Here is a 14,303-nt window from a genome sequence, read left to right as displayed (position 1 = left end):
CCCGAGTTCTGGAATCCACCACCATTGTTGACGCTGTTGAAAAAGCCTGAACCCCGGATCGCTGGAATTGCCGACGCCCGAGCCGCCGAACCCGGTGTTGTAAACGCCCGAGCCATTCGGAGCCAGGTTGCCGATGCCGGTGCTCTCATCACCATGGTTGCCGAAGCCCGACGAATCGTCGCCCTGGTTGAAGAAGCCGGACGTACCGCCACCGCGATCGGCGGGAGGGTCGCTGCCCTTGCCGCCTCGAACACGCTCACTACCGCCCGCGCCTGTCCGGCCGCGTCCGCCGCCTGCGCCGCCGATGCGCTGAGCCAACTGACATACGGTGCGGCCGCGGACGTCATCGCCGCCGCGGCGGGACCTCGCCATGCCTGGCCAACCAGTTCCGAAGTCACCGAGCCAAACGAAGCAGCTGCCGAACCGAGCTCGGAGGCCAGCCCCTCCCAGGCCACTGCCGCCTCCAGCAACGGGCCGGACCCGGCCCGCTGAATATCCGCAACGAGTTGATCTCCGGTGGCAACACAGCAAAATTGGGCAGCATTGGGTCTCCTCGATTGGCGCCTGCGGCAACGACATTGGCAGTGGGGCGCAGTGAGACAATCCGCCGGATCGTTTGTTCGTGGGGAAATCGGCGGGCCAACTCAGCGCTAAGCTTGGCCCGATGGCCACCGACGGTCCCGACCCGATCGCGCCGCTGTGGCGGGCAGCCCAAGTCTTCCGCCTGCTGAGCTGCGGCTACGCGCTGGGCTTCCAGATAGCCATCAACTCCGACCTGCGCCACCCCTTGGTGGCGTGGCTGCTGTTCGGGGTGCTCATCGGCTGGAGCGCGGCGTGTGCGGTTGTCTACTTGCGTGGATTCGGTCGCAGAACGGCGTGGGTGATCGCCGAGATTCTCGTCGTTGTGCTGCTCATGGCGTCCACCGAGATCGTCGCCTCCAGCCAGTGGGCCCACGACAACCAGACCTGGCCGACAACACTGTGGGCCACGAACGCCACCATTTCGGCGGCCCTTCAGTTCGGCCCGGCGTGGGGCATGCTGGCCGGCGTTGCGGTGACGGCCACCAATGAAGCCGTCAAGGGCTACCTCAACGTCAACCTGGGGCGCAGCGCCACCATCGTCGTCGAACTGGCCGTCGGCTTGGCGGTGGGTATGGCGGCGCGCACCGCATTGCGCGCCCACGACGAACTGCAGCGGGCGGCCCAATTGTCGGCCGCGCTGGATGAACGCGAACGGCTGTCCCGGCAGGTGCACGACGGTGTCATGCAGGTCCTCGCGCTGGTCGCCCGGCGGGGTAGCGAAATCGGCGGCGCCACATCCGAACTGGCGAAACTCGCCGGCGAACAGGAACGAACCCTGCGAAGCTGGTTGACCTCCACCGACATTGACCAAGACGGTGACAGCCAGGAAATCGACCTGCGCACGCTGCTGCGCCGCAGGGAATCCGGCCGCGTCTCGGTGAGCTTGCCCGGAACCCCGGTGACCATGCACCGGGCGCTCGCTACCGAGCTGGATTCCGCGGTGGGCAACGCCCTGGACAACGTGCGCTTGCACGCCGGCCCCGACGCCCGCGCTTACGTGTTGCTGGAAGACCTCGGCGATTCGGTCACGGTGAGCATCCGCGACGACGGTATCGGCATCGCTGCCGGCAGGCTGGAGGAAGCGGCCAGCCAGGGACGGCTGGGCATCTCGAAGTCCATTGTGGGACGGTTGATGTCGATGGGCGGTACTGCGCAACTGCACACCGAGCTGGGAGAGGGTACCGAATGGGAGCTGAGCGTGCCGAACCGACGGTGATGGTGGTCGACGATCATCCGATCTGGCGCGACGCGGTTGCTCGCGACCTCGCCGACGACGGGTTCAACGTGGTGGCCACCGCCGACGGTGTGGCGGCGGCGCGGCGCCGCGCCGCTGTGGTCAAGCCGGATGTGGTGGTGATGGACATGCGACTTGCCGACGGCGACGGCGTGCGGGCAACCACGGAGGTACTCGAGGTTTCCCCGTCCACCCGGGTGCTGGTGCTGTCGGCGTCCGATGAGCGCGACGACGTGCTCGAAGCAGTCAAGGCCGGTGCGACAGGATACCTGGTCAAGAGCGCGTCGAAAGCCGAACTCGCTGACGCCGTGCGAGCCACCGCGGCCGGGCGGGCGGTGTTCACCCCGAGCCTGGCCGGGCTGGTCCTGGGCGAATACCGGCGCATCGCGGCGAGCCCGGATGCCGGACCCGCGACGCCCAGCCTCACCGAGCGGGAGACCGAAGTCTTGCGGTATGTCGCAAAAGGGTTATCCGCCAAACAGATTGGCGAACGCCTGTCGCTAAGTCATCGCACCGTGGAAAACCACATCCAGGCGACATTCCGAAAACTGCAAGTCGCCAACCGGGTGGAGTTGACCCGCTACGCCATCGAACACGGGCTCGACGACTAGCCGCATTTGGGTATTCCTACTCATCCCATCTCAGGCACGTCCCGGCAGGGTTGCCCCCATGACCGAATCGCAGCGGGCCGTGATCAGTCGGCTTTCCCAGGAGTTCGAAGCCTTGTCCCGGCAGATGTCGCGAGTATCCGGCGAACTCAGCCAACTTGACCACCTGATCTCCGGTTCGGCACCGCCGCCCCAACCCATAGCGCCCTACTGGCAGCCCTATTGGCAGCCCTACTGGCAGCCTGAGCCGCCCCAAACTCCCCCGCCACCGGTGCTTGCGACCCCAAGACCCGCTGCGCCGCCACCACCGCGGGAACCGAAGGCGACTGAATCCGGTTGGATCGGCAAACTACTCGCCGTCGCCGGGGTCGCTGTGACGCTTATCGGCGTGGTGCTGTTACTGGTCCTGGCCGCCCAGGCCGGCCTGCTGCGCCCGGAAATCCGGGTGGCTGGCGGTGTCGCGTTGTCGATCGTGCTCATCGGAGTGGCTTGTTTGCAACAACACCGGCCCGGCGGACGAACCGGCGCAATAGCGTTGGCCGCCACCGGTATTGCTACGGCATACCTCGATGTCATCGCACTCACCACCATTTACGAGTGGGTTCCGGCACCAGCAGGGCTGCTGCTCGCCGCGCTGATCGGCGGCGGCGGACTCACCCTGGCCCGGCGATGGGACTCCGAACATCTCGGGATGTTGGTGCTGGTGCCGCTCATCGCGCTGGCACCCGTCATCACCGCCGGTTTCGGCCTGTTGCTGGTGAGCTTCATGCTGGCGCTCTCGGCTGCCACCCTGCCCGTGCAACTGGGCAAGGATTGGACGTCGATGCTGGCCGCCCGGGTGGCGGCGGCCACCCTGCCGATACTGGTGGCGCTGGTGACGATCGGCCGTCACGACAATCCCTGGCTAGTCGGCGGCGCCTGCGGGGTGGCCGCAATCAACGCCATTGCCAGCGGCCTAATCCTGTTGCCGTCCAACAAGAACGCGGGCACGCTCGCGGTTCTGACGGCCGCCGGCACCGTCCCGGTACTGGCAGCCGGAATCGGGGTCGACCGGGTGCTGGCCACCGTGCTGGCGGCGGCCGTGGCCGCCGGGATGTTGATCATCGTGCTGATCTTCGATCTGCCCCGAGTCGTCACTCAAGTCTGGTCGGCGTTGTCGGCCATCGCAGCTCTGGTGGCCGTCACCGTCGCGTTCCATGGTTACGTCGAAGGCCCGGTGTTGCTGGCGCTGGCCGTCATCGTCGCCGTCGCCGGCCGCCATGACGACATAGCTCGTTGGACCGCAACAGGATTCGGCATCATCGGCGCCGGGTTCTTCGTATGCTACGCACCACCGCATGCGCTGATGAGAGCGACGGTGCTCCCGACGCCCATCGCGGTGTCCATCCTGGCCGGCAGCCTGCTAGCCATCGCTTTCGCGGTGCTGATGGCCCGGGCCTGCCTCGCGGCAGCCGGGGCACTGATCGTCTATGCCGTTACCGCATTCACCGTGACCGCAGGCGTGCTCGTCGGCGGCCGCAACGGCGGGTTCCTGGCCGGCCACATGGCGGCCACCATCTGCTGGATCGCTATGGCGGCGGCGCTTTTCGTCTACGCGCTGCGACGTCACAGCCCGGCGGGCCGCACCGCTCCCATCACCGCGGGGCTCGCGCTCACTGCAGCCGCCACCGCCAAGCTGTTCCTGTTCGATCTGGCAACGCTGGACGGCATCTTCCGGGTCGCGGCATTCATCGTCGTGGGTTTGGTGTTGCTGGGCATGGGCGCCGGCTACGCCCGCAGCCTGGCCCGCTAGTAGCGCGAGCAGACGCAGAATCGCACAAAATCGGAGATTTTGATGCGATTCTGCGTCTGCTCGCGGGCCCCCTAGGGGGTCTCGAGGATGGCCACCGCCGCTGCGGTATCCCCTTCGTGGGTAAGCGACACATGGATCGTCACGTCGGCCAGATGTTTGGCGATCTCGCCGGCGAGCCGGACCTTCGGTCGCCCCCACATGTCAGTGACCACTTCGATGTCGCGGTGAATGTCCTCCGGCAGCACCGGCCGCTGCGCGAACCGGGAACCGGACCAGGCCTTGATCACCGCCTCCTTGGCTGCCCAACGGGCAGCCAGATGGCGGGCCGCCGACGAACTCTTGTCGGAGGCGTCGCGGCGCTCACCGGGGGTGAACGTCGCCGAGAACACCGTTCCCGGTTGATCGACCTGCTCGGCGAAATCAGGAATGGAGACGAGGTCGATCCCCACTCCGACGATGCCCATGGGTGGCCAGGTTAACGGATGGACACTCAGACCTGGTAAGCGTCCCCGGCGCCCAGCCGCGCGTCCGGATTCAACAGCATCGACGCCTCTTGCGGCTTCTCCGGCGCATCGTGGTCGAAGCGACGGTCAGCGGGCCGCTCGTACATCGGCGCACCGCCGGCAATCGCCGATGCCAGACGCCGCTGCCCGGCCAGCAGACGCGCGTCGGCCCGCCGCCGGTAATCCGTCCGCTGCTCGGGATCCAGCGAGGCGATGAACGCCTGCGGGTGCACCAGCGCGACCAGACCGGACACGTGGCCGAACCCGAGGCTGGTCAGCAACCCGGCTTTGAGCGGGAACTTCTCGCCCAGTCGCAGGGTGTCGCGGATCCACACGAAGTGCGCGGACCCGGCGAGTTCGTCATCGACGCAATCCAGGCTGCGGTTGGGTGGAATGACCCCGTCGCGCAGCATCTGGCAGAGCCCCATCATCTGGAAGACGGCGGCACCACCCTTGGCGTGACCGGTCAGGCTCTTCTGCGACACCACGAACAGCGGGGCACCCTCCGAGCGGCCCAGCGCGTCGGCCAGCCGCTCATGTAGTTCGGTCTCGTTGGGGTCGTTGGCCAGCGTTGAGGTGTCGTGCTTGGAGATCACCGCGACATCGTCGGCTCCCACGCCCACCTTGGCCAGCGCCCGGGCCAGAGCCGAGTCCCGGCCGCCGCGGCCCGCGCCCAGCGCGCCCAAGCCCGGCGCCGGGATCGACGTATGCACACCGTCGCCGAAGGACTGCGCATAGGCCACGACCGCGAGCACCGGCAAGCCCATCTTCAGCGCAAGGTCACCGCGGGCCAGCAGAATGGTCCCGCCGCCCTGGGCCTCCACGAAGCCCAGGCGACGCCGGTCGTTGGGCCTGGAGAACTTCGAGTCCGCGATGCCCCGGCCGCGCATCATGGACGTGTCTGCCGTGGCCGCCATGTCGCCGAAGCCGATGATGGCCTCCAGCGTCAGGTCGTCCAGCCCGCCGGTAACCACCAATTCGGCCTTGCCCAGGCGGATCTTGTCGACGCCCTCCTCGACCGACACCGCCGCGGTCGCACACGCCGCTACCGGGTGGATCATCGCGCCGTAGCTACCGACATAGGACTGAACCACGTGTGCGGCGACAACGTTCGGCAGAACTTCCTGCAGGATGTCGTTCGGCTTGTTCCGGCCCAACAGGTTTCCGTGATACATGGTCTGCATCGACGTCATGCCGCCCATCCCGGTGCCCTGCGTGCTGGCCACCATGCTGGGGTGCACATAGCGCATCACTTCGGCCGGGCTGAATCCGGCGGACAGGAAGGCGTCGACGGTCGCGATGATGTTCCACAACGCAACTCGGTCAATGGAACTGGCCATGTCGGGGCTGATCCCCCACACGGTCGGGTCGAACCCGGTCGGGATCTGCGCGCCGACGACCCGCGACAGCTTGGTCTTGCGCGGCACCCGAATCTCGCTGCCCGCCTTGCGGGTCACCTGCCAGTCGGTGGAATCGGGGACCGCCCGAACCACCGTGTGCTCGGGGTCGAATTCGGCGAACGCGCGGGCGTCGGCCTCCGACGACACCACGAAGGTGAAGTCCTTGTCCAGGAACACCGACACCAGCAGCGGCGAAGCGTGATCGGGGTCGATCGCACCGTCGTCCACGAACTCGCGGATGCCGCAGCGCTCAACCACGATGTCGTGGTAGCGCTCGACAAGTTCGGCCTCGTCGACGAGATCGCCGGATCCGGTGTCGTACCAACCCGGTTGCGGGTCGTCCTCCCAGCGGATCAATCCCGTCGTCCAGGCCAGCTCGAGCACGCCGGCCGCCGACAGTTCGTTCTCGACCTCCATCTCGAATCGGGTGCGCGACGAACCGTACGCGCCGATCTCGGCACCGCCGACGATCACCACCAGATCGGCGGGGTCGACGGCAAGGTCGTCCCATTCCGGCGCCGGTGCCGGGGTAACCAGCCGCGGCGGCGACGGCAGCGCGGCAATCGTGCCCTCCGCCACTCCTTCTGGATCCGCGGCCGCCTCGGCCGACATCTCTTCGCGCGCTTTAGCCGCCAGCTCGGCCATATCCAGGTTGGCTTCGCCCAGGCCCCCGGTGAGATCGGCCTTGATCGGCGAATGCGCCGCGGCCACCTTGGATTCCACGTCGCACAGGCCGAGCAGTAGCGCCGCCATCTCGTCGGTCGAGTAGGTCGTCACGCCGGCCTCTTCGACCGCGGTGACGATCGCGTCGTTATGACCCATCAGCCCGGTGCCACGGGTCCAGCCGATCAGCGCATGCGCGAGGCTGACCCGGGCCGCCCATGACGACTCGGCGTGCCAACGGCTCACCACGGCGTCCAGCGCCGACTTGGCTTCGCCGTAAGCGCCGTCGCCGCCGAACATTCCGCGGTTGGGTGAACCGGGCAGCACCACGTGCAGCCGCGACGCGATGTCGCGCTCGGCGCCGATCGTCGACAGGCCGCCGATCAGCCGCTGCACGGCCCATAGTAGGACCTTCATCTCCATCTCGGCGCGCGAACCGGCCTCCGAAAGGTCGCCGACCACCCGCGGTGCGGCGAACGGGAACAGCAACGTCGGGGTTTGCGCGTCCTTGACGTGAATTGATTGCGGCCCAAGGCTTTCGGATTGCTCGTTGCCTACCCATTCGACCAGGGCGTCGATATCGGAGTAGGACGCCATGTTGGCCGCAACGACCCACAGCGCCGCGCCGTAGCGGGCGTGGTCGCGGTACAGCGTGCGGTAGAAGGCCAGCCGCTCTTCGTCGAGCTTGGAGGTGGTCGCGATGACGGTGGCGCCCCCATCGAGCAGACGGGCGGCGACAGCAGCCGCGATCGAACCCTTCGAAGCGCCTGTCACCACAGCGACTTCGCTGCTGTATTGGCCTGGGTCGGGATTTTCGGCACCCGCGGCGATCCGGCCGTACAGCGACGCGTGGATCTGCTTGCCCGCCGCCAGTGACTTGCCCTGCCACCAGGTGGCCTGGGTCGCCACAACGTGACCGGCACCCTCGAAACGCTCCGACAACCGCGACCAGTCGGCGTCGATGTCGCCCTCGTCGGTCAGCCACAACTTGACCAGGTCCTCGCGGGCGCTGGCCCAGCGGTCGTCGAATACGACGGCCTTCCTGGCGTCGAACACCGGTGCCACCAAACGTGGCCAGTCCGAACCTAATTCGGTGGTCACCAAGTCGATGAGTTCGGCATCGGAGCTGGCCGCTGCGGCGCTGACCTGGTCGTCCAGGCCGAGCTGGTTGAGCACCAGCCGCGCCGCCGAGGCGAGCACACCGTCGCGACCGGTGATCTGTTCGGTGAACTCACTCAGCGCGGCCGCGTCGACGGTCGCGCCGCCGCCACCGCCGGCCGACGGCAGGGACACCGAAATGCCACGCCGCGCGGCGACCGCGGCGACCGCGGCGTCGATGACCTTGTCGACCGAACCGGCGTCGGCCAATGCACCCTCGTGCAAGTGGCCCATGGTGCCGCCACGAACACTGGTGCCTTCGCGGGTGCCCAGCGCGACCTCGACGGTAACGTGCTTGGCCCAGCCCTCACCGAGCTCCCAGGTCTTCTTGACTCGCTCGGCGATGGCGGCCGGCCGCTTGCCCGACGGCCCCAGCACGGTGCGCAGCTGATCGTTGATCGCGTCGGAAAGCACTGGGCCATAAGGCTTGTACGTGCGTGCCAGCTTGGTTACCTGTGCCCGCAGCCCGGCCAGGTCGGCCTCGGCAGCGCCATCGATCGCGCCGAGGTTCAGCTCGGAGCCCAGGTCCACCAGCAGCTGGTTACGTCGCGACGACGCGCCGTCGGTGATGGATTCGATGGAGTCCAGTTCCTCGATCTGGTCGATGCGCATCTTGGCCGAAATCGCGATCAGGGCCAGGGTTGCGTCGGCGGCGTCGAATGCGATGTCGTCCGGTCGGGGACCACCCGACGGCGCCGCGGGCGCGGCGACCGGTGCGGCCGGAGCGGCTTCCGAAGAAACTTCGGACTCAGGTCCGGCGGAAACCTCTTCCTCTTCCGGCTCCGGCTCGGGGTCGGTATCGGTGGCGAACAGCACGGCGGCGTCGCGCTCGGCGTTGAGCACTTCCACTGTGCTGTGGGCGTATTCGGGCAACTTGAGCGTATTGGTGGCCAGGCCGGCTACGGTCGGCGACGACTTCACGCCGATCTCGACGAACCGTTCGACACCCAGGCCGCCGGCGGCCTGCTCGATGAACAGCAAATCCTGGGTCTCGATCCAGCGCACCGGGCTGGCGAACTGCCATGCCAGCAGCTCGATGACGACGGTGCGCGCCATCTCATTGCGGCGCTCGCGCAGCCAGGTGTCGTAGTCGGCCAGAATCGGGTCAAGCGGCTCGGCGGGCACCAGGTCCCGAATCTCCTGGATGAAGTCGCGGTCCAGGGTGAACGGCCGCGGCACCAGGTTGGGAATGTAACGCCCGATGATCATGTCGGGGTTCTGGTCGCGGGGCATGACGCGGTCTAGCGAGCGGCGGAATTCGGCCACGCCGACCCGCAGCACCCGGGAGTGGAACGGAACGTCGATGCCAGGCACCAGGATGAACGAGCGCCGTCCGCCGGTGAGCTCACGGCGGCGCTCCACCTCGGCTTCCAGCGCCTCGAGACCGCGGACCGTGCCGGCGATCGCGTACTGCGAACCGCGCAGGTTGAAGTTCACGATCTCCAAAAACTCACCGGTGCTCTCAGCGATCCCGGCGACGAACGCGGGGACCTCGTCGTCCGGAAGATCGATCTGCGACGGCCGGATCGCGGCCAGCCGGTAGTTGGAGCGACCCAGCTCGTCACGCGGCACGATGTCGTGCATCTTCGACCCGCGGTGAAACACCGTCTCCAGCAGCGCTTCCAACTCGTATATGCCGGTCACACAGGCCAGCGCGGTGTACTCGCCGACCGAGTGACCACACGCGATGGCACCTTCGACGAAGGCGCCCTGCTCGCGCATCTCGGCAACCTGCGCGGCCGCCACGGTTGCCATCGCGACCTGGGTGAACTGCGTCAGGTACAGCACCCCATCCGGATGGTGGTAGTGCACGCCGCTGGCGATGATGCTGGTCGGGTTGTCGCGCACCACGTGCAGCACCGAGAAGCCAAGGGTGTCGCGGGTGAACTTGTCCGCGGTGTCCCACACCTTGCGGGCCGCCTTGGACCGGGCCCGAACATCCATGCCCATGCCCTTGTGCTGGATGCCCTGGCCGGGGAACGCGTAGACCGTCTTGGGCGCGGCCAGGCGCGCCGACGCCGACATCACCAGATCCGAGCCGATGCGCGCGGCTACCTCCAAAACCTCTGCGCCCTGGTCGATTCCGACGCGCTCGACGCGGAAGTCCACCTCGTCGCCCGGACGCACCATGCCCAGGAACCGTGCGGTCCAACCGATCAGCCGGGCCGGTGGGCGGGCTTGCCCGTCGGTGGCGGTCACCGCGTGCTGCGCGGCGGCCGAGAGCCACATGCCATGCACGATCGGCGATTCCAGTCCCGCCAGCAGCGCGGCCGCCCGGTCGGTGTGAATGGGGTTGTGGTCGCCGGAGACCACCGCGAACGGACGCATGTCGACCGGCGCGGTCAGCGTGACGTCGCGGCGGCGGCGACGCGGGGTGTCGGTGGCGTTCTCGGATACCGCACCGCCGGCGCGGACGGGATCGGAAAGCTCGGCGGCGCCGGTGCGCCCAAGGATCGCGAACCGCTCGTCGAGGGTTGCGATTACTGCGCCGTCGGGACCGGTGACCGTCACCGACACTGGCACCACACGGCCCATGTCGGTGTCGGTGGCCGCCGAAGCCGTTGCGACCACGCCCAATTGAGCCGGCTCGGCCGGCAACTGACCCGTCACGTGCGCGGCGTGGTCCAGGTGCACCAGGCTCAGCAGGCCCTCCAGCACCGGCACGCCGGCCTCGGTGGCCGCCGAGCCGATGGCCGCGAAAACCGCGGGCCAGCACAGGCCCACCAGCGCATCGGGCACGGTGGTGAGGCCGGGCGCCAACGGCTCACCGAAAGTGGCGGTGACCCCGGTGTGGTCGGCGACCCGCTCCGGGTCCCAGCCCACGGTCAGCGTGGCTGTTCCGTTCTGCACCGGCGGCAGCGAGTCCGGACCGTCGACACCGGCGGCGATGGCGAGCACCGAGCGCATTGCGGTGGCGGCGTCTTCAGCCGACACAACCGGGATGCCACCGTCAATTGTGTTGGCGGGCAGGGTGAATCGAATGTCGATCCAGGTGTCCGAAACCGGAACGCTCAATACGGCGCCCTGGCCGTCGAGCTGCAGTCGCGCTCCGGTGGACGAGTGTGTGGCGCGGGAACTTTGGGGTTCATCATTGACCAGCCAGTCGATCGGGTCCGCGATGCGGTGCACGGGGTTGATGGCGGTGCGCCCGGCCCACAACACATCTGGGGCGTCCAGCACGACGGCCAACGGTCCGGTGACGTCGGGTCGGCCGAGTCGGCGCGAGGTGACCTCGCGCGGCTCGGATCCGGCGCCGAGCACCTCGTCTATAGCGGCCTGCTCGAAGCGGTCGAGCAATTCGCCGACCGGCTCGTCCATTCGGGTGATGCCGGCAACGGCAGCGGTGCCCGGAATGATGCACACCTGATCGGCGTCGTAGCGGGCGTCGTGCGCCTGCCACAGCGAGTCGCTGCGCCACCAGCGCCGCACATCCTTGTCGATGACGGGCACGAAGTTGACCGGCTTACCCAGCGTCTTGCACAGCGTCACGAAGAACGGCACATCCGCGGGATGCAGTTGCACGGTTTCGGCATCGGGGTAGCGCTGCAGCAGCAAGTCGATCGCCGCGGAGGGGTTCTCCAGCAACGCGGCCTCGTCAAACAGCGTATCGATGGGGCCGAAATCCTTTGGGTGCAAACGTGCTTCGGCACGCTTCAGCATCTCCTCGAAACGGTCACGCCAGGTGTCGGCCAGCCACGGACTGCCCGGCGCGGCGGTGTCGGCGGTCGAGTTGCCTTCTCCGATTGTCAATTCGACGTAGCGCTGCAGCCATTGCAGATAGGTCATCTCCGCGGCATCACCGAAGTACGGCTTGGCGGTGTTGGCCATCGCGGCGATGATCTCGTCGCGCCGCTCGGCAACCGCATCGGCGTCGCCGGCGACCTCGTCGAGCAGCCGGCCGCAGCGTGAGGCGCTGTTGTCGATCTCGTGAATGTCGGCACCGAGCTGGCTGCGGCTGGAAGCCATGCCGCCCTGGGCTTTTCCGGCACTGATCCACTGGTCGGTGCCCTGGGTTTCGACCAGCATCCGCTTGACCGACGGCGACGTGGTGGACTCGCACGTCGCCATCGCGGCCGTGCCGACCAGGATGCCGTCGATCGGCATCAACGGGAAACCGTACGCCTGCGCCCAACGGCCGGACAGGTATTCGGCCGCCCGCTCCGGGGTACCGATGCCGCCGCCCACACAGACGGTGATGTTGGCCCGCGACCGCAACTCCGAGTAGGTCGCCAGCAGCAGGTCGTCGAGGTCTTCCCAGGAGTGGTGACCCCCGGCACGCCCGCCCTCAACGTGCACGATCACCGGTTTGGTGGACACCTCGGTCGCGATGCGGATCACCGAGCGGATCTGCTCGATCGTTCCAGGCTTGAACACCACGTGGCTGATGCCGATGTCGTTGAGCTCATCGATGAGATCGACTGCTTCTTCGAGATCCGGAATGCCGGCGCTGACCACCACGCCGTCGATCGCCGCGCCGGACTGGCGGGCCTTTTGTACCAGCCGCTTGCCGCCGACCTGGAGCTTCCACAGGTAGGGGTCCAGGAACAGCGCGTTGAACTGATAGGTGCGACCGGGCTCGAGCAGACGGGACAGCTCGTCGATGCGGTTGGCGAAGATCTCCTCGGTGACCTGGCCACCGCCGGCCAGCTCCGCCCAGTGTCCGGCGTTGGCCGCGGCGGCAACGATCTTGGCGTCGACGGTGGTGGGTGTCATGCCTGCCAACAGGATGGGCGAGCGGCCGGTCAGCCGGGTGAACTTCGTCGAGAGCTTGACGCGGCCATCAGGCAGTCGAACCACGGTCGGTGCGTAACTCGACCAGGGCCGGGCGACCTCCGGGGTGGCTCCGACGGTGAAGAGGTTGCGCTGACCGCCGCGGGTCGCCGCCGGCACAATGCCGATGCCCAGGCCCCGAATCACCGGGGCCGTCAGCCGGGTCAAAATGTCGCCGGGCCCCAGGTCGAGAATCCAGCGTGCCCCGGTCTCGTGGACCCGGGTGACCTCTTCAACCCAGTCGACCTTCTGCACCAGAATGGCGTCAGCCAGTGCGCGCGCCAGCGAGACGTCGAGTCCGACCTTCTCGGCCCAGCCGCCGACGATGTCGATGCCGTCGGCCAGCCGCGGGGTATGGAAACCCACCTCCGTGCGGACCGGGTCGAAAACCGGCGCGAAGACGTCACCGCCGCGGATCTTGTTCTTGCGGTCGGCTTCTTCCTTCTCCGAAATCTGCCGGCAGTACAGCTCGAAGCGGGACAGCTGCTCGGGGGTTCCGGTGATGACCACCGAACGCCGTCCGTTGCGGATGGACAGCACCGGCGGCAAAACCGTGCGCACGTCCTGGGCGAACTCGTCCAGTAGGCGCCCGATGCGCTCCGGGTCGGCGTTGGTGACCGAAACCATAGGCGGCCGATCCCCGAGGATCGAGATCCCGCGCCTGCGCGCCACCAGTGTCCCCGCGGCGCCGATCAGTTGGCCCATCGCCAACAGCTCGACGTCACGAGCACCGCCGGCCTTGAGCGCCTCAACGGCCAATACGCCCTGCGAGTGCCCCGCCAGGGCTACCGGCGGGGTGGCGATGAGGTCCATGCCCTGCCGCGCCAGGGCGCGCACCGCCGCTATCTGGGTGAGCAGCACGCCGGGCAGTGACACCGCGGCCGATGTGAGGTGCTTTTCCGACGGGACCGTATCTTCAGCGGCCAGCGCCCGCACCCACTGCAACGGCTCGAAGCCGATCGGACGAACCACGACCAGCTCTTTGGCGACCGGCTCCAGCAGCAGCTCCACCTCGCCTACCAGCGTGGCCAGCTCGGATTCGATGCCGGCCGAGGACACGAGTTCTTCGAGGGTCTCCAGCCAGGCACTGCCCTGGCCGCCGAAGGCGACAGCATAGGGCTCACCCGCCGTCAGACGATCGACCAGAGCATGGGTGCTTTGCGGCCCGTTTTCATCGCGGTCAGCGGACACCCGGTCGTGCTCGTGGATCGTCACGTCTTTATCTCCTGTATGCCTCTATATGCGTCTGTACGTATCGGTTCGTTCGGCCGGTCCCAGGACACCCGTGCCGGGGCGTCATCGATTCCGCATCGAATCGCAGTCGAAAAATCGACTAACCGGTGTGTTGTCAGGGGCCGGCTCGTGGGTCGAGCGGCGCCCGGAACTGCAGCGGCCCTCATAAGAGTGTCATAAGGATTGGTCCACTTTTTTTACGCCGATCGGTTACTGGCGAGTTCTACGCACGGGTAACCGTGTCGTGGGTAACACCACGCTGAATCAGCGGCGCGGGTCTGCCGAACAAACGTCCTGCATGTAGGTGGTTACGGTCGAGTAGCTATAACAGCGCTGTTCAAAGCAGTATTGTTACCAAAT

At 67.4% G+C, this 14,303-nt stretch carries 5 protein-coding genes and 1 pseudogene; 3 read left to right on the top strand and 3 right to left on the bottom strand.

What is annotated here, in order from left to right; genetic code table 11:
* Window positions 1-206: 206 nt before the first annotated feature.
* Window positions 207-544: pseudogene (locus AWC27_RS33250) on the bottom strand (PPE family protein); the annotation flags it as partial.
* Window positions 545-664: 120 nt separating this feature from the next.
* On the opposite strand from AWC27_RS33250, the gene macS reads away from it, so the two are divergent.
* From macS to AWC27_RS16795, 3 genes are read left to right on the top strand one after another with little or no spacing between them, the layout of a single operon-like run.
* Entirely contained in the window at window positions 665-1,798 is a 1,134-nt protein-coding gene (gene macS, locus AWC27_RS16805; protein WP_085671509.1) for a MacS family sensor histidine kinase, read from the top strand.
* Complete coding sequence (locus AWC27_RS16800; RefSeq protein WP_085671508.1) at window positions 1,768-2,427, top strand: response regulator; 660 nt, start codon at window positions 1,768-1,770, stop codon at window positions 2,425-2,427. Before macS ends, AWC27_RS16800 begins: the two co-directional genes overlap by 31 nt.
* A gap of 58 nt (window positions 2,428-2,485) precedes the next feature.
* Window positions 2,486-4,216: a DUF2339 domain-containing protein gene (locus AWC27_RS16795; RefSeq protein WP_085671507.1), complete on the top strand. Its 1,731-nt coding sequence runs from the start codon at window positions 2,486-2,488 to the stop codon at window positions 4,214-4,216.
* A gap of 71 nt (window positions 4,217-4,287) precedes the next feature.
* On the opposite strand, the gene acpS is transcribed toward AWC27_RS16795, so the two are convergent.
* Window positions 4,288-4,680 (bottom strand): holo-ACP synthase AcpS, encoded by a 393-nt coding sequence (gene acpS / locus AWC27_RS16790; RefSeq protein ID WP_085671506.1) that lies wholly within the window; start codon window positions 4,678-4,680, stop codon window positions 4,288-4,290.
* A 26-nt stretch (window positions 4,681-4,706) separates the two neighbouring features.
* Complete coding sequence (locus AWC27_RS16785) at window positions 4,707-13,925, bottom strand: type I polyketide synthase (RefSeq protein ID WP_085671505.1); 9,219 nt, start codon at window positions 13,923-13,925, stop codon at window positions 4,707-4,709.
* Window positions 13,926-14,303 lie beyond the last annotated feature (378 nt).

It is taken from the genome of Mycobacterium szulgai, from assembly GCF_002116635.1.
Classification (GTDB): Bacteria; Actinomycetota; Actinomycetes; order Mycobacteriales; family Mycobacteriaceae; genus Mycobacterium; species Mycobacterium szulgai.
Note: the sequence above shows the minus strand (reverse complement) of the source record. Positions and strands in the feature narration are given on the sequence as shown.